This is a genomic window from Pollutibacter soli (assembly GCA_029269725.1).
Classification (GTDB): domain Bacteria; phylum Bacteroidota; class Bacteroidia; order Chitinophagales; family Chitinophagaceae; genus Pollutibacter; species Pollutibacter soli.
The window spans coordinates 121,907-142,944 of sequence record JARJHS010000012.1; the positions used below are offsets into that span (position 1 = coordinate 121,907).

The following is a 21,038-nucleotide window of genomic DNA, read 5'->3' on the forward strand; positions in this document are numbered from 1 at the left end:
ATTGCCTAAACTACCTATCCCTGCGATCCAGTTACAACATCATTTACAAAACAAGCTTACTAAAATCACCAGGGTTAAACGATCATCAACACAACGCCTGCAATAATTAACAGCGTAGCAACAGCGGTTTTGATGGTCAAAGCTTCCCCAAGAAAGATAACCGACAAGATAACGGTAAGGGCTACGCTTAATTTATCTACAGGCGCTACTTGTGATACCTTTCCCATTTGTAACGCTTTAAAATAAAATATCCAGGATAAACCTGTAGCCACCCCGGAGATAACCAGGAACAAAAGGTTGTGTTTTGAAAGATGGCCAAGGTGTTTCCCTTCACCGCGGAAGAAAACGATTCCCCAGGCAATAATAAGAATCACCACAGTCCTGATGGCTGTGGCCAGATTTGAATTGACACCTGTTACTCCGACTTTTGAGAATATAGCTGTGAGTGCAGCAAATAATGCTGAGAGCAATGCATAGATCCACCACATGAGACTAATTTTTAGAATCTGTAATTGTATCCCAGCCGGAAGACCTGCGTTTCGTAATAATCTGTACTCACAAATGTAAACCCGTTGCCTTTGATCGACTTCCTGAGCCGGAATGTATTGGCAATATCGGTAGCATTCAGGAAGATCTCGCCGTTGCCTTTCTGGATTTTTTTCCTGAACCCAAGGTCAATAGAGAAACGTGAATAGACTTTTCCCTGGGGGATCAGGTCCGGGGCGAGGTAGGTGAAGGCAATTTGCGCGTCGAAATCTTCTTTGAGTTTGAATAATCCATTCAGTTTTATATTTCCTGAAATCAACTCCTGTCGGGGAGCGCTGTAAACACTTTCTACCGGATACTTATTCACGATCGTAAAGGAATCGATCACACTTTTGTATCCCGTCAATCCAAGGTTCCAGGTCGACCATTTCCCTATGCTCTGCGAAAGAATTACCTCCATTCCAAAATTCCTGCTCCTGCCTGCATTCTGAAAGACATTGTATATAAGATTTTCCGGTGGCACGATAGTGGCAATCCTTGTGATCGTTGCATTCATCGCTTTAAAGAAAACTGCAGATGACAGAAAACCCGTCTTCCAGTTTGTCTTGTATCCTAACTCAACATTATCAGTAAACTGTGGTCTCAATTCGGGGTTGCCCACTTTGATAATTTCTACATCATCATATTTTGGAAAAATGCGGATGTCTACTTCATTCGGACGGTCGACTCTACGGTTATAGAAGGCTGTTAGCCTGTTGTTTTCATTAAGTTTATAGGCGATTCTCAGGTTAGGAAAGGGCTGAATGTAATTATACCGACTGCTTTTATACACCGGATGACCAGGGTTTACATCATATTCTACATTTACATATTCAAATCTCAATCCTGCTTCGACCTCGAAAAGTCTGTTCTCGAAAAGATAGTTGCCATATACCGCCGGGATTGTTTCTCCATAGTTCGCCCAGCCGTCGGCGGTGGTGTCTAATGGAGAATTCAACCCCGGTTTAAACTGCATATCAGTCGGTATATATCTCCTCCGGAATTTGACGCCAGTCTCAAATTTCCCGGATTTCAGGGGTTGTAAATAGTCGATGCTGACATCCGCGACATGCTCGTCTGAAATCAGCTTAAATGAGTCAAGTCCTGTATATGTCGGCATTATATCCGTGAAAAAATATTTTTCATTTTCCCTGTGGAAAGTATAACTGAAGCTGGCACTGAGAATCCTGCCTGGTTCTTTAAATTTATGTAGCCATGAAGCATTTGCTGTAACCGTCGTCTTTAATTCATCTTCCAGGAATTGCCATAGTCTCAATCGTTCTTTTAATGCCGGACCGAAAAAAGGTTCCTCACCACGATCAAGTATTTTCTCACTGCTGAATAAAGTTGAAATATTAAGGGTATTGGATTTGTTGATCTGCCAATCCACGCCGGTTTTTGCGGTTACGATATTGGTTGTACGATTTCTTCTTGTCTGCTGGTAAACAGTATCTCCGTTACCATAAAACCGTTCAACAAATTCATTTTTGTTCAGGGTTTTTGTATACAGATCGTCGGCCTGCAGGAAAAAATTGGTTTTCTTTTTTCTGTAGTTCAGCGAAATGGATGGATTAATTTTTGGCGTTGCCTGGTATTGCTCATCGATTGTTGGATAATTTTCTTTCTTTACCCAAAGTGCGCCAACACCCGCTGTCAGTCCCGCTCTTCCGTTAAACCCATCTTTTCTCTCTTTTTTATAGATGATGTTAATGATGCCCGCATTGCCATTTGCATCATATTTTGATGACGGATTATTGATGATCTCAATTCTTTCAATTGCAGAAGCGGGAATATTTTCAAGGCTTGACTGATTGCCAAAACCGGTTAACGCAGTTTGTTTGCCATCAATCAGCACCATTACCCTTTCGCTGCCACGAAGCTGTACTTTGCCATCCTGTGTAGTTACACCCGGGAGCGATTTCATCATATCAAGAATAGAGCCGCCGGCCGCACTTATGTTATCCGCAACCGAATACGTTTTCTTATCCATTGCAGGAGAAACTGTTTCCGTATTCGAAACAATTTTTACCTCCTTAAGCAGCTTTGTATCCTGAGACAAAAAGATATTTCCCAGGTGAAGTATATTGGTTAGCTGACCAACCACTACAGAACTATAATGTTTCTGATAACCTGTTAGTGTGATCAGTAAAATATAATCCATTTGGCTTTTAACTTCGTTAATTGCAAAAATTCCGTTGTCGTCTGTAATAGTTCCTGCGACAAAACTGCTGTCTTTTTTTAGTAGGGTAATACTCGCAAATGGAAGCGGAGCCTTGGTTTCAGCATCTTTGACATTCGCAGATAGTGATGCCTTGTCCACCTGCGCAGCAAGCGGGGTTGCAATCGCGACTAAAATGACAATAGTTAAAATCAGGTTCTTCACAATTGTTCTAAAATTTCGGTGGCTCAGCGTTTTTTCTTCCCCATTTATACTGATGTGTCCAATAAGTGACTTTTGTTGTTAGTATACCAATTCCCGCACCCAGTAATACATCACTGATATAATGCCTGTTGTTGGCCATGCGCAAAAGCCCGACACCGCTTGCTATTCCGTAGGAAACATAAGGCATCCATTTAAAGCGATGTTTGTATTCTTCACTGAGAAATGTTGCGGCCGCAAATGCCTGCGCCGTATGTCCTGATGGGAAAGAATTATGAGCCGTACCATCGGGTCGCAATTGTGCGGTCGAATATTTTAATAAGGAAACGGTTCCCATCATCAGTAATTCACTTTTAATCATGATTGCAGTACGGTTACTGATATCTGTTTTCGATTTGATGCCGGCAAAGTCGAGACCATATGCAATTGCATAAGGTGCGAACTGTAAATAGTTATCGACTGGTGTATGAAATTTCGCCAGGTGCTTATTGCGTTCTTCAACAATTTCATTTTTCAGTGATTCACTTTTATTTCTATTCGTGATTAAGCCGCTGGCAATTAATCCAACGGGAATGGCTAACTGTTCATTCGAGAATTTCAGCCTGTAATTAATTTCTAAACTGTCAATGGATTGGCCATTCAGCGCTTGTTGCTGAATAATTACGATGGAAAACAGGACCAGGCACCGGAATTTCATGTATCGTTTTATCCTGCATAGTTAGCAAGCGAATTGGAAGAAATTCTGAATCAGAAATCAACAGAGAAAATGTGGAGGTTGTGATGATAATTGTACTTCACTACCCAGGCAGAATGTTTACAGATCTGATCAACAATAGAAAGTCCCAGGCCTGTACCTGGTGTATGTTTGGATGCAGATGCAAAGCGGCGGAACAACTGTTCAGTATCGAGCGAATTGTCCCCTGTGTTGGCAATGCTGAAATGCTTTCCAGCCAGGTGTATAAAGATCTGGCAATCAGGTTTGCTGTGCCTGATCGCGTTCGATATAAGATTATTGATCAGGATCTCTAACAGCGTCCTGCTGGCTTCAATGTGAATATCAGGATCTATCTTTTTCTCAGCTGTTAGCTGACGCTCAGAAATAAAAGGAGCAAAATCAGAAAGCGTATCCTCCAGAAGATCTGATAGGTTTACCTGTTCAGTTTCAGTATATTGATTGTTCTCAATCTTTGTAAGAATTAACAGATTTTTATTGATCCGGGTAACGCGACTCAATGCTGTGAGCGCATCTTCCACAATATCGTATTGCTCTGGCGTGAGAGAATGTGTCTGAAGGATCAGATCAAGTTTGCTTTGCACAATTGCGAGAGGTGTTTGTAATTCATGCGACGCATTTTCTGCAAATTCCTTCTGCTGTTTGAAAGAGGTAATGTTTCCTGCTATCAGTTTCTGAAGACTTTGATTTAGTTCGTTGAATTCCGAAATACCGGAATTGTCAAACAGAACGGGCTCGTTATCTGTAAGTTTAAATTTTTTTATTTTTTCGAGTGACTGATAAAAAGGCTGCCAGATTCTTTCCGAAACCTTTTTATTCAAAATGATAAATCCGGTAAGCATCAATGCAAAGAACAACACCGTCAGCGAGGTAACGGTAACGATAATGAATAAACGGTCTTCGCGATTTGCAGCATCAGTAAGGATGATCCTGTGTTCATTCAGTTCATAATGCCAGAGAAAGCTGATCGCGAAATAATAAACCGGGATGCTTACAGCAAGAACAATTCCTGCGTAAATCAGCATTTTGGACATGGAATGGTTCAGTAACCTGGTCATATATCCCATTTATATCCGGTCCCGTACATTGTCTTAAGGTAATTACCATACCCGGCGTCTGTAAGTTTCTTTTTGAGATTTTTGATATGAGCGTACACAAAATCGTAGCTGTTCATCATCTCAGCGAAATCACCACTCAGGTGCTCGGCCAATGCGTTTTTTGAAATCACTTTATTTTTATTACTGACAAAATACAGCAACAGATCGAATTCTTTCTTTGTTAACGCAATTTCCTTTCCGTTTACTTTAACTGTTTTTCCCTGCAGACCGATAGTAATTTCATTCTGATGGATCAGATCGTTGTTGGCAAATTGTTTTCGCCGGATAACTGAATAGATCCTTGCGGCGAGTTCCGGGAGGTGGAACGGTTTTGCGAGATAGTCGTCGGCGCCATTCTGGAGTCCTTTGATTTTATCCTGGAGAGAGTCTTTTGCTGAAATAATGATAACGCCGTCTTCTTTCTTGAGGCGCTGGATTTCCTGCAGGAGTTTCAGGCCATCACCTCCCGGCAGCATGATATCCAGCAGGATGCAATCGTACTGATACATCATTATTTTGTCGAGGGCTGTCCTGAAGTCGTTAGCTGTTTCGCAGCGGTAATTTTCATCCGACAGGTACTGCGAGATACTGTCTGCAAAATCTTTTTCATCCTCAACGATGAGAATTTTCATGCTGCAAATTCGGAAGGAATTCTGAATATTTTTGGAAGTCGTTTAAGTTTTGGGTTGTAAGTGATAGGTTATAAGCGGTTGATGAAGCAGGGAGGGGATTTGAGTCATGAGTTTAGGTTAAAAGTTAGATGCTGATGAAGCAGTGATCAGATTATAATTATACCGGCTAAACGGAAAATTAGAATTTGCGTTTTCAGAAAATGTGGTCAAATCCCTCAGCTCCAGGTGGAGGACGAGTTACTTCTTCGGATTTTGGCCTTTGGTCCATCAGGAAAATCGCTTACAACGATAAACCGCAGGCCAAACGAGTTCCATCCCCGGCAAGAATTAACTTAACACCTGCAACTTAAAACTTACAACCTAAAACCTACCCACCGACTTCGATACTAAATGGCACGGAAGCCGTAGGCAGACATCGCGCGTCATTGCAAAGCACATATTCAATATTGCCCCTGAAAGTAGTTTTTGCTTTTGCCTTGACTTTGATCACCTGCAAAAATTCAACCGATTTCTCGTAGTAGTGGACAGTGCCGGGCCAGGCGCTTTCATATTTTTTTATCAGCTCATCTTTTTCTTTTGCATTGCCATCAACCACGATCAATGGGTTAGGTGAAATGGAAATGACAGTAGCAGGAGCGGCTTCCACACCAGCCTTCTGGGAATACAAATGATAATTGCCATTGATGTTTGCCGTCATTGCAATTTCCCAGGTGTTGGCAGAGATTTTCTTTGATTGAAACGACCATGTTACGTACTTGCCAGGAACTGTTTGAGAAAAGGAAAAAGTATATACCGGAAGAAGCAGAGGCAGTAGAAGGCAAATTTTCTTTTGCATATGTTAACAATATGATTCAGAATGACGCTGGAGCAACAATTTGAGAGAAAAGATAAATGATTTGCACTTTGCTGTAACGTCAAACCAATAAAATATTTGTTATAGTGTTCCAAAAATGATAACTTATATAACCTCTTATCAGGATTTATCCTCCATCGTTCTACCCTTCGATTATTCAGGATTTGTGGCAATTATTTCCCCCTTCTGCGAACTCCATTTTTGGTTTGAAAATGTCTTTTATTCTTTCACCATAAAAACGGAGGTTAGTCATGAAAATCAGACTTTTTCCTGTGATCTGTTGTCTCATCATCATGTTCACAGGCTGCGAAAAAGAGTTTCCGGTCTCCGGCGATGCAAAAGTAAAGGCTGGCGACAAGGATGTTTCCAACAAAAAGAATCTGAGGTCGACTGGAGCTATCCAGATTTCGGGAACTGGCTTTTTAGCGTCGGAAAGTGAGTGCAGTTCAGTTGCGCAAAACGCAACTTTTGCGGTAAGGATGACCGGCGATCTCACGGGTTGTCTTTTTGTTTTTGTTGACGCATTTGATTGTTCTCCCAGCGGTACTTATCGGGAAACGGGAACAGAATTATTTATCGGTACTTATAATGGAGGCTCGGGAACTTTCACAACGGCCTATAAGTTTGAATCGAAATATGAAGGCTGCGATCCGGGTGGTTCCTATCTCGGTCTGGAAATTTTCGGGCGCTGTCAACACCCGGTTGTTGCTGGAAGCGGAACAGGTGTCTTTAGTGGTGTTTCCGGGAGGGTCGACATGAAAGATGATATCGAAGCCGGTAATTATCCATACAGGGGACACTTGAGGTATTAATTACCGGGAAAATCCATCATCGGACATTTTTAAAATTAAGCCGGGGGCCAAAATAGTTTCCCGGCTTTTTTTACAAGAAGGCATTAAGACAGAAAGAAGAAAATGCCTTCCTGCCTTCTTGTTAAACCTGGTATCGGGTTTTTTTTACAAGAAGGCATTAAGACAGAAAGAAGAAAATGCCTTCCTGTCTTCTTGTTAAACCTGGTATCGGGTTTTTTTTACAAGAAGGCATTAAGACAGGAAGAAGAAAATGCCTTCCTGTCTTCTTGTTAAACCTTGTTTCGGTATCGGGTTTTTTGAACAAGAAGGCATTGAGACAGAAAGAAGAAAATGCCTTCCTGTCTTCTTGTTTAACCTTGTTTGGGTATCGGTTTTTTTGAACAAGAAGGCATTAAGACAGGAAGAAGAAAATGCCTTCCTGTCTTCTTGTTAAAACCTTGTTTGGGTATCGGGTTTTTTGAACAAGAGGGCATTAAGATAGAAAGAAGAAAATGCCTTCCTGTCTTCTTGTTAAACCTTGTTTGGATATCGGGTTTTTTAAACAAGAAGGCATTAAGACAGGAAGAAGAAAATGCCTTCCTGTCTTCTTGTAAAAAATTTTCTTATCTAAACTATATCGAAAAAGAAAGGGAAAATCCACAAAAATCTAAAGGAAAAATATCTCCATTTGTCGTTTACGAAACGTTGCTTCTAGCTTTTACGCTTGTTATCTTCAAATAAAAATGTACAAACTATCATCGCATGAAGAATTTTTATGCAAAGAAATTGTAGATGCTGCTTTTATTGTTCATTCGAAGCTTGGGCCTGGAGTAGTGGAAAAGATTTATGAAGTTTGTTTCTGTCATGAACTAAGAAAAAAAGGAATTTCTTTTCGACGCCAGGTGGATTTGCCAATTTATTATGATGATCTGACTTTTGATGAAGGATTGCGATTGGATGTGCTGGTGGATGACCTTGTCGTTTGCGAATTAAAAGCAATGATGCATTTAAATGAATACTGGACAGCGCAGACCATCAGCAACATGAAGCTCGCAGGGAAACATGTTGGCTTTCTCATTAATTTTCATGTACCACTTATTAAACAGGGAATCAGAAGGTTTTATGCAGATTAATTCTGATTTCTGAATTTTAGTGGACTCAGTGTTGTATGTTTTTTGAAGAAACTGTTGAAATTGGTGAGTTCGGGAAAACCAAGCGCATATGCGATAGTGCTTCCGGGTATCGATCTCCGATCACTTCAATTCTGTCAAACGCATCATTGATCTCATTCAGATCTGCAGTGCTCAGCTCCATTTCTGCTGCCCCGACATTTTCTTTTAGCCTGTGCAATTTTGTAGTTCCGGGAATAGGTACGATCCATGGTTTTTGTGCGATAACCCAGGCAAGAGCAATCTGTGCAGGCGTTGCGTTTTTCTTTTCAGCAAATGCCCGGACAGTATCAATTAAGGTTTTATTGGCTTCCCTGTTCTCTTTTTGAAAACGCGGAACGATATTTCTGAAATCCGATTTATCGAATTGTGTATCCGCATCGATGGCACCGGTAAGAAATCCTTTTCCCAGCGGACTAAAAGCCACAAGTCCGATTCCCAATTCTTCCAGTATCGGGATGATTTCTTTTTCAGGTTCACGCCACCATAGTGAATATTCACTCTGGAGTGCAGTAACAGGCTGAACTTTGTGCGCGCGACGAATCGTTTGCGCCCCTGCTTCAGACAATCCAAAATGTTTCACTTTGCCTTGAGCGATCAGGTCTTTAACTGCACCGGCAACCTCTTCGATCGGAATTTTCGGATCGACACGATGCTGATAAAAAAGATCGATGCGATCAGTTCTAAGACGTCTTAGGGATTCTTCTGCTACCCGTTTTATTCTTTCCGGTCGACTATCCACTCCTTTGGAAGCAACGCCATCCTGGAACCCGAACTTGGTCGCAATGACAACGTTATCACGAAACGGAGCCAGGGCTTCGCCAAGTAATTCTTCGTTAGTGAAAGGACCATAGGCTTCTGCGGTATCAAAAAAGTTGACGCCCATTTCATATGATCCCCGGATCAGTTCGATTGCATTTTTCTTATCAGCCGCAGGCCCATAGCCAAAACTCAAGCCCATGCAACCCAATCCGATTGCCGATACTTCAGGTCCGTTGTTGCCAAGTATTGTTTTTCTCATTGTGTATAATTTGAATTTCAATAAATCCTCTTTTTCTTTTCTCTGCCTTTGCTATCCGGGACTTAGCAGAGGGCAGGAAGCATTGTTTCTGCACAATCAGTTTCTGCTTGCTAAAAATTTTTGAATACAAAACTACACCACCTTCGATACCAGGTTATGACGACATTCAAACAAAGAACTATTTATTTCAAATATTTGTGTTTATGGGTAATGCTTGTTGCTACTGCCCTGACACAGAAACTGCAACAGAATACAGAAACAGGAAGAAAAGGACCTCAATCCGTAATAGCTTACGCCTGAAAAAGAAACAGAATACAGAATACATAATACAGGATATGGAAAAAGAGAGAATACAAACTTTCTTAGTCGTATCTGCCGCCAGATGTGCCTGACAGCCTCCTCATGTTTGAATTCTGCAATTTTCGGTTTGATTTTTAACGCACGCCAATGGGATAAAGTTGGTAGCTTGGTAGAAAATCTGTTCTGACATGGCTAAAATCAATCTGAATGTCAACGGCAAAAAATACGAGGTTGACATAGATCCGGATACACCTGTGCTCTGGGTGCTGCGCGACCATCTTGACCTGGTGGGCACCAAATTCGGTTGTGGCATGGCACAGTGTGGAGCATGCACAGTTTTATTAGGGGATGATGCAGTTCGTTCATGCGTGCTGCCTGTATCCAATGTGCAGGATAAACAAATCACCACCATTGAAGGTTTGTCTGCGGAGGGTGATCATCCTGTGCAGAAAGCCTGGCTGGAACACGATGTCGCGCAATGCGGATATTGCCAGGCCGGCCAGATCATGAGCGCCGTCGGCTTACTCAGGAAAAGCCCAAAACCAGGCGAAGAAGAAATTGCTGCTGCTATGCATGGGAATATCTGTCGCTGTGGTACTTATCTGCGTATACGCGCTGCCGTTATGACTGCAGCGAATTCATGATTTCAAATATTCAAATTATGACTGCTCAACCAAATATCAACCGGAGAAAATTTCTGAAAGTAACTGCTCTAGCAGGCGGAGGCATGATGCTGAGTTTTAACTGGCTCGCGGGTTGTAACCCTACGCCGGATGAAGTACTGGCGATGCCTAAAGAATGGTTTTCTCTCAACAGTTATATAAAGATTGGTGAAAATGGAATCGTAACGCTGATGGCACCCAACCCCGAGTTCGGTACCAACCTGAAGACATCGCTGCCGATGATTCTTGCAGATGAACTGGATGTGGATTGGAAAAATGTAATTGTCGAACAGGCCGATTTTTACCCGGAACGATTTGAAAGGCAATTCACGGGTGGAAGTCAGTCCGTAAGAATGGGCTGGAAAATTTTGCGTACAGCAGGTTCTACTGCCAGAAAAATGCTGGTAAATGCTGCTTCAAAAAAATGGAACATTCCAGCAGAAGAAATCGCTACCTCAGCGGGCATGCTGATCCATAGTGCCAGCGGAAAGAAAGCAGGCTATGGCGAAATGGCTTCATTTGCTGCAACGCTTCCTGTGCCGGACAATGTACCGTTTAAAAATGTGAAGGATTTTAAGATCATCCGTACTTCACGCAAAAATGTAGAAGGCAAAAATATTGTTACAGGAAAACCACTCTTCTCTATCGATCATAAACAGGAAGGCATGCTGATAGCGATGATCGTGCATCCGCCGGCTTTCGGACTCAAAGTGAAATCGCTTGATGAAGCATTAGTAAAATCAATGCCTGGTATCAAAGATGTTTTCGTGATCAAAACGCTTGAAGACGGATATGAACATAATGCATTTGATACTACCAGTTTTTATGAATTGCCTGTGGTGGTTGGTAACAGCACATGGGAAGTGATGCAGGCAAAGAAACAATTAAAGGTAGAGTGGGAAGAAGCCCAGGAAAAGAAGGTGACGGTATTGGGATGGGGCGGAAACAAGGAAGACGTGGTGATTCCTGCAGGTCGCGAGAGCACAGAAACGCAACGTAAGAAAATGATGGCGATGTCAGGAAAACCAGGAAAAGAATTGAGAAGAGATGGTGATCCTGAGAAGGCCTTTAAAAATGCTGCAAAAGTAATCGAGCGTACATATACCGCGCCTTATCTCGCTCACAATACGATGGAGCCGGTAAATTGTTTTGCGCATGTCACTGCAGATAAAGCAGAGCTGTATGGCCCGATACAAGCTCCTGAATTTATCATGAAAACATTGGTTGCGCGTCTTGGCCTTCCGAAGGAAAAAATCCATATCAGTCTTGCGCGTATGGGCGGCGGATTCGGATTGCGTGCTTATGGTCATCACTTTGTGGAAGCCGCTGTGATTTCACAAAAGCTGAATGCGCCTGTAAAACTCGTATACACGCGGGAGGATGATATGACATATGGAATTTATCGACCTACTTATACAGCAACTTACCGTGCTGGATTGGATAAGGATAACAATCTGATTGCATTTCATGTTCGTGGCGGAGGAATTCCTGAACATCCGGTAGAGCCTAACCGATTTCCTGCGGGCGCTGTAGATAATTATCTCGCGGAAGGATGGGAAATAAAGTCGAATATTACGATTGGTGCATTCAGGGCACCGCGTTCGAATTTTATTGCGGGTGCAGAACAGTCTTTCCTCGATGAACTTGCAGAACTAGCAGGCAAAGACCCTATCGAGTTTCGTCTGGAGCTTTTGCGCAGAAATAAAAACAATCCTGTGGGGAAAAATAATGCTTACGATCCAGGCAGGTACGCAGGTGTATTGGAACTTGTGCGTGAAAAATCCGGCTGGACGAAACCGCAGGAAAATGTAAGTCGCGGCGTTGCGGCTTATTTCTGTCATAACACCTATGTCGCGCAGGTGCTGGATATGAAAATGAAAGATGGCACACCGGTTGTAGAAAAAGTAACTGCGGCAGTTGATTGCGGTATCGTTGTCAATCCGGATTCTGCTGCGAATATGGGTGAAGGTGGAATTGTGGATGGTATCGGTAATGCGTTATTTGGTGAAATGACTTTTGACAATGGGATACCGGCGAAGAATAATTTTCATCAGTACAGAATGATCCGTCAGAAGGAAGCACCAAAAGCGATTGAAGTTCATTTTGTTCCGAATGACGAGGATCCGACTGGTTTGGGTGAGCCTTTGTTCCCACCAACCTTTGCAGCAGTGGCCAATGCATTGTACAGAGCGACCGGGAAAAGATATTATGAACAGCCTTTCAGTAAACAGATCAATTCGAGGCAGCCGTTATTATAAGGACAAACGTCTTCTTTATCGTTGCTTTCCGCTTTCACTGGCTTTCCGTCTACTTTGGTAAGTAGTATGGTCGCTGAGTTAAATAGGTGGCAGACGGGCATTCGGGAAGCCCGGAAAGAAACGGTAAATTCTTTTAACAACTTGTTGCAGGCATCAAAGGATGTAAACCTGTTATCAATATGCAATTCTCCGGTGATACATGTTATTTGAAACAGTTTTTAAAGAATTAAACCGGTTCAGAAACTACCTTAAGAATGTTTTTAATTTGCCTGATATGTCTTTGCGTATGCACTGTATAAAAGTGCAGCCACTCCAGGCGTGTAAGGTTGCCGATGCCGGGAAATTCAAATTCCATGCATAACAAATCCAGATCATTTTTGTCTGCATAGTCAGATGCTTCGTCGAAGATGGTTTTAATTGCGGCAGCCATTTCATTTTTATCATGCGGCCCTGCTGATGGTGCAATAAATTCTGCTGTGGGAAATTTCAATTCAAAATTCAGGAACAGGTCACTGAGCGATTTGCAATATTCATCGGGACTGCGATCGGTGGTCGAATTTTTCCCCTTGAAAAGCAACCAGGTCTCCAGGGATTTCCGCAGGTGATCTGCTACTTCGCCTACCGTCCAGCTATCGGTAAAGGGTACTGTATTAAACTGATCTTCTGGTGTCTCCAGAATGGAATTGATCAGGTCTTCTCCTGTATTCCTGTAAGCTTTAATTACTTCCGCTGCATTCATAAATTTAAATTTACTTCGAAAAAACCATTTTGTCGGTATTGCAAAGTAGGTTTAATAAAATGTGTATGGGGGCTGGCACTGCGACAAATAGAGGGGCAGATGCGACAGTTAACTTTATTCCACTATTGACCGGAAACGATGTGTACAGTTTTCTGAATAAATCTGATTCACTATTACAGGAGATTAAATAAAATCTACAGGTCGGCCTTTTCATATACGGAATTCCGGGAGGTGAATCAGTGCCAACTTCATGAATATCGCATTCAACCCAATTTTTCAACCCAGGTGTAGGGGAAAGGTAAATCAAAAATAATTTTGCGAAACCGAAAGGCTGCGCATATATTTGCAACCGAAAGGTTTCATAAAGGAAGCATTGGAAGATGGGAAGGGTCTGGATTTGTATAGCCTTAAAGCTAAATACATGAGAGAAATAACAAGATGGCAGAAGCCAAACAAAAGGATTTGGGAGTACAGGTTCAAACAACGGGAAAAGGTATTACATACTATGATAAAGCACAGGAAGTGAACCCTCTTAAGATCAACAATCCACCATACGGAATAATGATTGGCAATATTTTAAAAGATGATTCGCATTTTCAAAACATCGGTTAAAACAAAACGGCAGGTTAAGACCTTAAAACCCCATATCAACAGAATCCTTCCAAACAGCAAATGGAATTTTGATCTGGACGATTGTGACAGGATTTTAAGGATAGACAGCGACGATAGTGGTGTTTTGAGAATAACAGAACTGCTGATGGTTCACAAATTCCACTGCGAGGAACTGGAATAAAAGCTCAACTAAATCATTTCATCAAACTTAAAATTAAAAATCATGGCACTCATCAATCCTTACATTCATTTCAACGGAAACGCCGAAGATGCGTTCACATTTTACAAGTCCGTATTTGGTGGCGAATTTGCGACAGTTAAGCGTTACAAAGAGATTTCCAGTCCTCAATATCCGATTCCGGAAATTGATGCAAACAGGCTCATGCATATCACACTACCTATTGGCAAGGGCACCATGTTAATGGGCAGTGACGTTATGGAAGTAATGGGAAAGGTAACGGAAAACGACAACCGTAATACGATTTCCATCAGTGCAGAAAGTCGGGCGGAGGCTGATAAATTGTTCCACGGTCTCTCAGCTGGTGGCCAGGTGGAAATGCCGATCAGTGATGGTCCGCTGGGTTCCTATTTTGGGATGTTTGCAGATAAATATGGTGTACAATGGATGGTGGATTTTACTCCGACAGGTAATGGGAAAAATTAATTGACGGGATTAGATACGCGTGCATTAAGTTCGGCAGAAACAGAGCGCTCGAATGGCATTAGTCTTTTTGATTCGACCGGCATTAACTATAATTTTAAACAATGTTTTATAACTCTGTGTATGCCGGACTTCTCAGGATGTCTGCAGCGAAACGTCATACATAAATCAGATGCCATTTTCCGTCGACACTCTTTTACAGTAAAACTATTCTTACATCTCAATCCGTGTGTCGGGTTGCAGCGATGGCACTGCAGGTACCCGATTTCATCAGGTGAACAATAGCGCGGGAAGCGTAAATTATTTTTAACTTACAGAACACTCTTCAATTTTTATTATGAAGACCCGTTCGTTATTATTCACAGTTTCCCCTGAGATAGGAAAAGTGTCAGCGGAGTTGATTGTGCCCGAAAAGCCCATTTGTGTAATGACATTTGCACACGGAGCAGGAGCGGGAATGAACCATGAATTCATGGTGAGAGCTGCCAAAGAGCTTGCAGAAAAAGATATTGCAACACTCCGTTTTAATTTTCCATTTATGGAAAATAAAAAGAAAAGACCTGATTCACCTGCGGTCGCGCATAAAACGATAGAAGCTGCCATCAAAAAGGCGCAGGATCTTTTTCCTTCACTTCCTGTATTTGCATCAGGTAAATCATTCGGCGGAAGGATGAGTTCGCAATACATGGCTACCCAACCGGCGGTGGATGTTAAAGGCCTGGTCTTTTTCGGATTCCCTTTACATCAGTCTGGAAAGCCTTCAATAGAAAGAGCGGAACATCTCAAAAGCGTAAAGGTGCCGATGCTTTTTCTGCAAGGTACGCGAGATGAGCTCGCATCCTGGGAACTCATAGAGAAAGTATGCAAATCACTTAAACTGGCAACCCTCAAAAAAATTGAAGGAGCAAATCATGCGTTCAAAGCGGGGAAGCAGGAAATCATTCCGATATTGGTGAATGATACGCGGGCATGGATTGAAAAGAAATTGAAAAGATGAAAATGGCATGTTATCATCGGTAAAAAGATACCAGCAATTCTCTATGATTCGTTTCATTTGTTGATGTTTCGGCGGGTGGGAAATAACTTTATCATTTTCAATTGAGCAGACGAACACCAACAAAACATCGGAACAGGGAATAACCTGACTACAAAAGTTATTGGTGTTCCCTGGCTATCTCAATTTATGCCTTCCTGTTACGTCTTGGGAAACACCAACAACGGAAGGACGTTTCCTTTGTTGGTGTTCCCTGGCTATCTCAATTTATACCTTCCTGTTACGTCTTGGGAAACACCAACAACTGAAGAACGTTTCCTTTTTTGGTGTTTCGGCGGTCAGAGGAATGCTTTATCAATTTCAATATAGCAGACGAACACCAACAAAACATCGGAACAGGGAATAACCTAACTACAAAAGTTGTTGGTGTTCCCTGGCTATCTCAATTTATACCTTTACGTCTTGGGAAACACCAACAAAGCATCGGAACAGAAAAAGTATCCTAACTAAAAAAGTTGTTGGTGTTCCCTGGGTTCTATTCAATTCACAGACTTATATTATGTCCGGGAAACACCAACAACTGAAGAACGTTTCCTTTGTTGGTGTTTCGGCGGGCAGAGGAATGCTTTATCAATTTCAATATAGCAGACGAACACCAACAAAGCATTGGAACAGAAAATATCCTAACTAAAAAAGTTGTTGGTGTTCCTGGCTGCCTTAATTCATAAACTCTTGATAAGTCCCGGGAAACACCAATTACAGAAGATTTCTACTTCTCCTTCGTGAAAACCCGTTCTTCACCATTGCGTTTGATCGTCATCTGATTTTTTTCAAGATCAAATTCTACTACAATGCCCGTAGGTGTACCGTTATCTACCTTGAATTTGTTCTCAGCTGTTGCTTCGAGTGGGAACGGGTTTTGCCCTCCAGGCGGTTGTCCGTAGAGCGTATTCTCTTTACGTGTAATAATAAATTTCGCAGGAGCACCCGGCCTCGAGTATTCACCGACATATTTATCGAGTAGTTCTGTGCTGACGGCTAAAGATTCAAAAGTGGGAACCTGGAAAGGTTTGTTGTAATAGATATCCACAGCTCCCGCCATGATGTCTTTCACCGGGTATACCTTCGCGTTAGTAGTATAAGCGACAGCCAGTTTTTCTTCGGGCTGATAGGATACCCATGCACCATAATTATCTGCACCGCCGGTATGACCGTAGAAAGTCTTTCCATCAAATTCGAATGTCACCAATCCAAAACCTTCACCATCTTTCATCGATTTCATCTGATCAAGACTTGCCTTTGACACGATCTTCCCTTCGAATAGTGCTGAGATGAATTTGCAAAGATCAGTTGGTGTTGAAACGATTGCTCCTGCGCTGAAAAGAATGCTGGGGTGCGTTTCAGGAACCTGCTGCCATTCGCCGCCTGGAGGGATAAAATAAGTTAGACTTTCTTTTTTGTTTACATCAATATTACCTGTGGCCAGATAAGTGTCGGTAAGTCCGATTTTCTTTGTGATTTTTTCTTCGAGAACTTGCTCGTAGGATTTACCGGTTACTTTCTCAATCACAAGTCCAAGGATGAAGTAGCCGGAATTGCTGTACATGGCTTTCGTTCCGGGTTCGAAATCGGGTGGGGTGTTGACGATAAGCGCGAGGTGTTCATTCTTCGTCAATGGGAGCGTATTTACATTCCGGTCTGCATTTTGTTGCCGTTTTATATTGGGTATGCCGCTACGATGGGAGAGGATCTGCTCAATTGTAATTTTATCAGCATTCGGTACCTGCGGCAGGAATTTACTCAGCGGATCAGAAAGTTTCAGTTTCCCTTCCTCAACAAGTTTCATGATCAAAGTGGCAGTAAACGTTTTTGTAATTGAACCGATCCGGAACCTGTTTTCGGAAGTCATTGGCTTTTTTTCTGTGCCGCTGATCTGGCTATAACCAAATGCGCGCGAATAAACTGGCTTGCCCTCTTTCATAAAGACGAAACTTCCCATTCCCTTATTTTTTTCTGCAAGGCGATCGAAAAGCTGATCGAGTTTGGCCTTGTCAACGGGTTGCGCTGAAGTCACACTTAATAGCGCCACCACAAGTATTGAGGTAATCAGTATTTTATTGTTCATGGTTCTGATTTTGATTTATAAAAAGTACTTTGAAAAGCAAAGTAAATGAATTACTTTGAAATTCAAAGTGAAATCTGAAAAAAAATTGGATTGGCGAAATTGTGCAGTTGACCGGATATAGTTTTGTTCAGATGTTAGAGCTCTGCCGTACCGGCAATGCTGATTCTGGACGAAAAATTTATTAAAAATTAAAGTTGATGAAAACAATAACCACTGTTCAGCAAAGTATCCGAAGCAAAAGAAGATTAATCAATACCATAATAGTTTTTGCTATTGCAGGTGCGCATTTCTCCTGTATCGACCATGAACGTATCGACAGATTTCGTGAAGAACAGGCAAATAAAATTGTAGAAAGAGTCGATTCTTCAATGCTGAATTTTCTTGCCGATTGGAAATTTACACAACGCGGAAAGGCGGGTTTTTGGCGTAGGTTATCAGGTGATAGTTTGATTTTTACCTGTTCATTTTTTCAGATGGTGATACTCCCGTACTAAAAACTTACCAGACAGGGAGATTTTTAAGCTTTTTCAAAAGCGACTTAGCGATTGATTCTGCCTATTATCAGATAATGATTAAAAGGATTAATGACACTTCCATAAACATAGCAGGCTCTAATGATCATGGTGTTAATATTCTGCTTTTCGATAAGCTTTCTGTGAAAACTATCTTTCCTGATCAAAATCCGTTCGATATATTGACACAGCTTTCAAATATCAGAGACTTATTAGAAGTGATTGGAATTGATCATGTTAAAAAACCAACGGATTTATCCAGTTCTATCTCCCGGGTGGTCGGCATATTTTGACATATCTACCCGATACGCTTAATTATTCAAATCTTAATAGGTACTGGATTGAGGAATTTTCAAAAGGAAAGCAGCTCAAACTAAACTGGAATTTCAGAAAACTGGATAATCCGATCGATAGCGGATAAAACACAATTTATTTAGGGATTGAATAGTGCTTTCGGACTTTTCATGCAAAGCTGTTTAGTGCTGAAAGTTTGTGCCGGATGAAGAGTTCTTTTGTTCTTATCATTCACACAACCTTTTCAGCAATTGCCGCAACTGATCATAATCCTTTTCGCCCAGCTTTTTTTTCCATTCTTCTTCAAATTCAAAGTTGATTTGCTGACCAACGCTTTTTACCTTCTTCCCCTTCGCAGTCAATAAAAGCAACCAGGCGCGTTTATCATTCGGGTCGGGTGTTTTTTTAACATAACCATCATTTTCCAACTGGGCCACCAATACACTCATACTTTGTTTAGTGATCTTGGCCTTTGCAGCAAGATCCGTGATGCGACTACCGTTTGCATCGGTATGATAGAATACCCACCCGTGAGAAGGAGAAATATTATCAAACCCATTTTCTTTTAACTGTATTTCAAGATTATACCGAAGATCATCCCATAATTTCCGGAGATAAACTCCCGTGTTGATATAGTCACTCATAAAAATAAGCAGATTTATTTGGCAAATATAGTCAGTTTATCTTACTTTTGTAGTAAGTTGAACTGACTAAATAAAGATAAGCATTTTATGGAACAGAAATCGTTTTTAAGCAACGCCATCCCGGAAAATTCAAGAGCTATTCCCGGCGCATTATTTCATTTTCTCGCAACCGGGGAACAAACAGCTAACCAGTTTTCTCTCATTTATATTGAAGTACATAAAGGAAACGAACCACCGGCACATACGCATAAGAATGAAGATGAGAGCTATTATATCCTGGAGGGAGAAATAAAGTTCTGGATAGGTGACACCGAATATCTCGCCAAAGCCGGGGATTTCATTCATCTGCCAAAAAATATCCCGCATAAATTTGAATTGCAATCCGAATGTGTAAAGGAGTTGATGTGGATTGCGCCGGCGGATCTGGGCAAATGGTTTTGGGACAATAGTGTTCCATCTCCCGATATGAAACCCTTGCCATTAATGAAAGAGCCACCTTCACCGGAATTGGTCAGCCATTTCGTGAAATCTCTTTCTGAATATGGTGTGGAGATGGTCTGAAAATGTATTTTTGAAATAGTCTAATGGGAGATGGGTCGCAAAAAAATGGAAGGACACGGTTCCATTTTTTGCGGGAAATGCATTTATCAGTTTTTCGCATCTTTGCCGTACAAATCCTTTTATGTACGAAGTCTTCTTCCGTAGTTTCAATGAGAGAGTCTCCCTTACAAAGGAAGAAGAGGAATTTGTAAAGCAATTTCTCACACCAAAAAAGCTTCGCAAAAAGCAGTTCATTCTCCAGGAAGGGGATGTGTGCAAATACATTTGTTTTGTAGAGAAAGGCGCATTGAAATCGTACAGCGTTGATGCGAACGGAACAGAGAGCATCATCCAGTTTGCGCTGGAAGGCTGGACCATTTCCGATCTCTATAGTTTTCTTACTGCAGAACCTGCCACCTATAATATTGATGCGCTGGAGGATTCAGAGCTGGTGCTGATCAGTAAAGCATCCCATGAAACATTACTGGAGAAACTGCCGAAATACGAAACTTATATACGACTGCAAATTACCGGTGCCTATATCGCCTTACAAAAACGCATCACTTCCGTTATTAGCCTGCCGCTGGAAGAACGTTACAAAAACTTTATCGCACTATATCCCAACATTGCCCAGCGCGTGCCCCAGCACATGATCGCTTCTTACATGGGACTGACGCCGGAAACCTTAAGCCGTGTCAGAAAGAAAATGAACCTGGGTAAATAGGCTTCATATTCCATTTCCATTGACAAAAGTCAATGCTATTTCTTGCGCAAACGTAATGGAACGTGGGCTCTTACCATAGTAGCTTTGTGTTATCAAATTAAATAAAATGAGCACAAAACAAACTATAGCAGTCATTGGGGCTTCGGGAAGTATGGGTGCTGCAATTTCGAAAAGTCTTTCAAAAGGTAACAACAGACTCTTGCTTTTTGGCAGCGAAAAAGAGGGTGTTGACGCAATAGTAAATGACATCCGGTCGGCAAATGCTGCTGCAGACGTGGAAGCCCTCGAATGTGCCGCCAATGCAAGCTGGGAAGCAGATATCATTATTCTCGCGGTTCCATATGAAGCCGAAAAAGAGATAGCAGAAAAAATCAGGGAAGTGGCCAATCAGAAAATTGTGATCTCGATTGCCAATCCGCTGAATGAAACATACGATGGACTGGTGACTGCTCCGGATACCAGTGCAGCCGAAGAATTGCAGAAACTTCTTCCGAACTCAAAAGTCATTAAGGCTTTCAATACCACATTTGCCGCTGATTTTGCAACACCAGTCATTGATGGAAAAAGAGTAGATGCCTTTGTTGCCGGTAATGACGATGAAGGTGTTGACATTGTTTCTGAATTAGTAAAAACAGCAGGCTTTAATCCGATAGCTGCAGGCAAATTATCCGTAAGCAGAACACTGGAAAATATGCAGCTGTTGCTGATCCGGTTGGGTATGAAATACAACTACAACTGGCTGGCGGGCTGGAAAATCTTAAGCAACTAAACC

The 21,038-nt window shown here is 41.8% G+C and carries 22 protein-coding genes; 12 read left to right on the forward strand and 10 right to left on the reverse strand.

Features of this window, described 5'->3' with window-relative positions:
• Positions 1 to 74: 74 nt before the first annotated feature.
• The 6 genes from P2W82_RS22670 to P2W82_RS22695 form a co-directional block, all read right to left on the reverse strand.
• Entirely contained in the window at positions 75 to 488 is a 414-nt protein-coding gene (locus P2W82_RS22670) for an EamA family transporter (RefSeq protein ID WP_336518241.1), read from the reverse strand.
• Between the two features lie 11 nt (positions 489 to 499).
• A complete protein-coding gene (locus P2W82_RS22675) occupies positions 500 to 2,908 on the reverse strand; it encodes a TonB-dependent receptor (RefSeq protein WP_336518242.1) in 2,409 nt (802 codons plus the stop codon).
• 7 nt (positions 2,909 to 2,915) lie between these two features.
• Entirely contained in the window at positions 2,916 to 3,602 is a 687-nt protein-coding gene (locus tag P2W82_RS22680) for a phosphatase PAP2 family protein (RefSeq protein ID WP_336518243.1), read from the reverse strand.
• A gap of 50 nt (positions 3,603 to 3,652) precedes the next feature.
• A complete protein-coding gene (locus P2W82_RS22685; RefSeq protein WP_336518244.1) occupies positions 3,653 to 4,696 on the reverse strand; it encodes a sensor histidine kinase in 1,044 nt (347 codons plus the stop codon).
• The gene (locus P2W82_RS22690; protein ID WP_336518245.1) at positions 4,693 to 5,367 is read right to left on the reverse strand and encodes a response regulator transcription factor; all 675 of its coding nucleotides are present in this window, start codon (positions 5,365 to 5,367) and stop codon (positions 4,693 to 4,695) included. The genes P2W82_RS22685 and P2W82_RS22690 overlap by 4 nt, the downstream gene beginning before the upstream one ends.
• Before the next feature lie 367 nt (positions 5,368 to 5,734).
• Entirely contained in the window at positions 5,735 to 6,202 is a 468-nt protein-coding gene (locus tag P2W82_RS22695) for a hypothetical protein (protein WP_336518246.1), read from the reverse strand.
• A 269-nt stretch (positions 6,203 to 6,471) separates the two neighbouring features.
• Here P2W82_RS22695 and P2W82_RS22700 point away from each other — a divergent pair, with 269 nt between their 5' ends.
• The 3 genes from P2W82_RS22700 to P2W82_RS22710 all read left to right on the forward strand — a co-directional run bounded on the left by P2W82_RS22700 (position 6,472) and on the right by P2W82_RS22710 (position 8,144).
• Positions 6,472 to 7,032, forward strand: a complete 561-nt coding sequence (locus tag P2W82_RS22700) for a hypothetical protein (protein ID WP_336518247.1) — start codon at positions 6,472 to 6,474, stop codon at positions 7,030 to 7,032.
• Positions 7,033 to 7,392: 360 nt separating this feature from the next.
• Positions 7,393 to 7,752 (forward strand): hypothetical protein, encoded by a 360-nt coding sequence (locus P2W82_RS22705; RefSeq protein WP_336518248.1) that lies wholly within the window; start codon positions 7,393 to 7,395, stop codon positions 7,750 to 7,752.
• Between the two features lie 2 nt (positions 7,753 to 7,754).
• Positions 7,755 to 8,144 carry a GxxExxY protein gene (locus P2W82_RS22710; protein ID WP_336518249.1) on the forward strand — a complete coding sequence of 130 codons (390 nt, stop codon included), beginning with the start codon at positions 7,755 to 7,757 and terminating at the stop codon, positions 8,142 to 8,144.
• Between the two features lie 25 nt (positions 8,145 to 8,169).
• Here P2W82_RS22710 and P2W82_RS22715 read toward each other — a convergent pair whose 3' ends face one another.
• Positions 8,170 to 9,201 (reverse strand): aldo/keto reductase, encoded by a 1,032-nt coding sequence (locus P2W82_RS22715; protein WP_336518250.1) that lies wholly within the window; start codon positions 9,199 to 9,201, stop codon positions 8,170 to 8,172.
• A gap of 488 nt (positions 9,202 to 9,689) precedes the next feature.
• On the opposite strand from P2W82_RS22715, the gene P2W82_RS22720 reads away from it, so the two are divergent.
• Both P2W82_RS22720 and P2W82_RS22725 read left to right on the forward strand, forming a co-directional pair.
• Entirely contained in the window at positions 9,690 to 10,145 is a 456-nt protein-coding gene (locus P2W82_RS22720) for a (2Fe-2S)-binding protein (protein ID WP_336518251.1), read from the forward strand.
• Positions 10,146 to 10,162: 17 nt separating this feature from the next.
• On the forward strand, positions 10,163 to 12,421 hold the full coding sequence (locus P2W82_RS22725) for a xanthine dehydrogenase family protein molybdopterin-binding subunit (protein WP_336518252.1): 2,259 nt from the start codon (positions 10,163 to 10,165) through the stop codon (positions 12,419 to 12,421).
• Between the two features lie 226 nt (positions 12,422 to 12,647).
• On the opposite strand, the gene P2W82_RS22730 is transcribed toward P2W82_RS22725, so the two are convergent.
• Entirely contained in the window at positions 12,648 to 13,160 is a 513-nt protein-coding gene (locus P2W82_RS22730) for a DinB family protein (RefSeq protein WP_336518253.1), read from the reverse strand.
• A 438-nt stretch (positions 13,161 to 13,598) separates the two neighbouring features.
• Here P2W82_RS22730 and P2W82_RS22735 point away from each other — a divergent pair, with 438 nt between their 5' ends.
• The 3 genes from P2W82_RS22735 to P2W82_RS22745 all read left to right on the forward strand — a co-directional run bounded on the left by P2W82_RS22735 (position 13,599) and on the right by P2W82_RS22745 (position 15,430).
• Complete coding sequence (locus P2W82_RS22735; protein ID WP_336518254.1) at positions 13,599 to 13,772, forward strand: hypothetical protein; 174 nt, start codon at positions 13,599 to 13,601, stop codon at positions 13,770 to 13,772.
• Between the two features lie 223 nt (positions 13,773 to 13,995).
• Entirely contained in the window at positions 13,996 to 14,436 is a 441-nt protein-coding gene (locus P2W82_RS22740) for a VOC family protein (protein ID WP_336518255.1), read from the forward strand.
• Between the two features lie 334 nt (positions 14,437 to 14,770).
• Positions 14,771 to 15,430, forward strand: a complete 660-nt coding sequence (locus P2W82_RS22745) for an alpha/beta hydrolase family protein (RefSeq protein ID WP_336518256.1) — start codon at positions 14,771 to 14,773, stop codon at positions 15,428 to 15,430.
• Positions 15,431 to 16,196: 766 nt separating this feature from the next.
• Here the strand turns inward: P2W82_RS22745 and P2W82_RS22750 are convergent.
• Positions 16,197 to 17,552: a serine hydrolase domain-containing protein gene (locus tag P2W82_RS22750; RefSeq protein WP_336518257.1), complete on the reverse strand. Its 1,356-nt coding sequence runs from the start codon at positions 17,550 to 17,552 to the stop codon at positions 16,197 to 16,199.
• A 197-nt stretch (positions 17,553 to 17,749) separates the two neighbouring features.
• Here P2W82_RS22750 and P2W82_RS22755 point away from each other — a divergent pair, with 197 nt between their 5' ends.
• Positions 17,750 to 18,046, forward strand: a complete 297-nt coding sequence (locus P2W82_RS22755; protein WP_336518258.1) for a hypothetical protein — start codon at positions 17,750 to 17,752, stop codon at positions 18,044 to 18,046.
• Positions 18,047 to 18,585: 539 nt separating this feature from the next.
• Here P2W82_RS22755 and P2W82_RS22760 read toward each other — a convergent pair.
• Complete coding sequence (locus tag P2W82_RS22760) at positions 18,586 to 19,002, reverse strand: MarR family winged helix-turn-helix transcriptional regulator (RefSeq protein WP_336518259.1); 417 nt, start codon at positions 19,000 to 19,002, stop codon at positions 18,586 to 18,588.
• A gap of 87 nt (positions 19,003 to 19,089) precedes the next feature.
• On the opposite strand from P2W82_RS22760, the gene P2W82_RS22765 reads away from it, so the two are divergent.
• From P2W82_RS22765 to P2W82_RS22775, 3 genes are all read left to right on the forward strand, one after another.
• Positions 19,090 to 19,563 carry a quercetin 2,3-dioxygenase gene (locus P2W82_RS22765; RefSeq protein ID WP_336518260.1) on the forward strand — a complete coding sequence of 158 codons (474 nt, stop codon included), beginning with the start codon at positions 19,090 to 19,092 and terminating at the stop codon, positions 19,561 to 19,563.
• A 121-nt stretch (positions 19,564 to 19,684) separates the two neighbouring features.
• Complete coding sequence (locus P2W82_RS22770; protein WP_336518261.1) at positions 19,685 to 20,266, forward strand: Crp/Fnr family transcriptional regulator; 582 nt, start codon at positions 19,685 to 19,687, stop codon at positions 20,264 to 20,266.
• A gap of 106 nt (positions 20,267 to 20,372) precedes the next feature.
• Positions 20,373 to 21,035, forward strand: a complete 663-nt coding sequence (locus tag P2W82_RS22775; protein ID WP_336518262.1) for an NADPH-dependent F420 reductase — start codon at positions 20,373 to 20,375, stop codon at positions 21,033 to 21,035.
• Positions 21,036 to 21,038 lie beyond the last annotated feature (3 nt).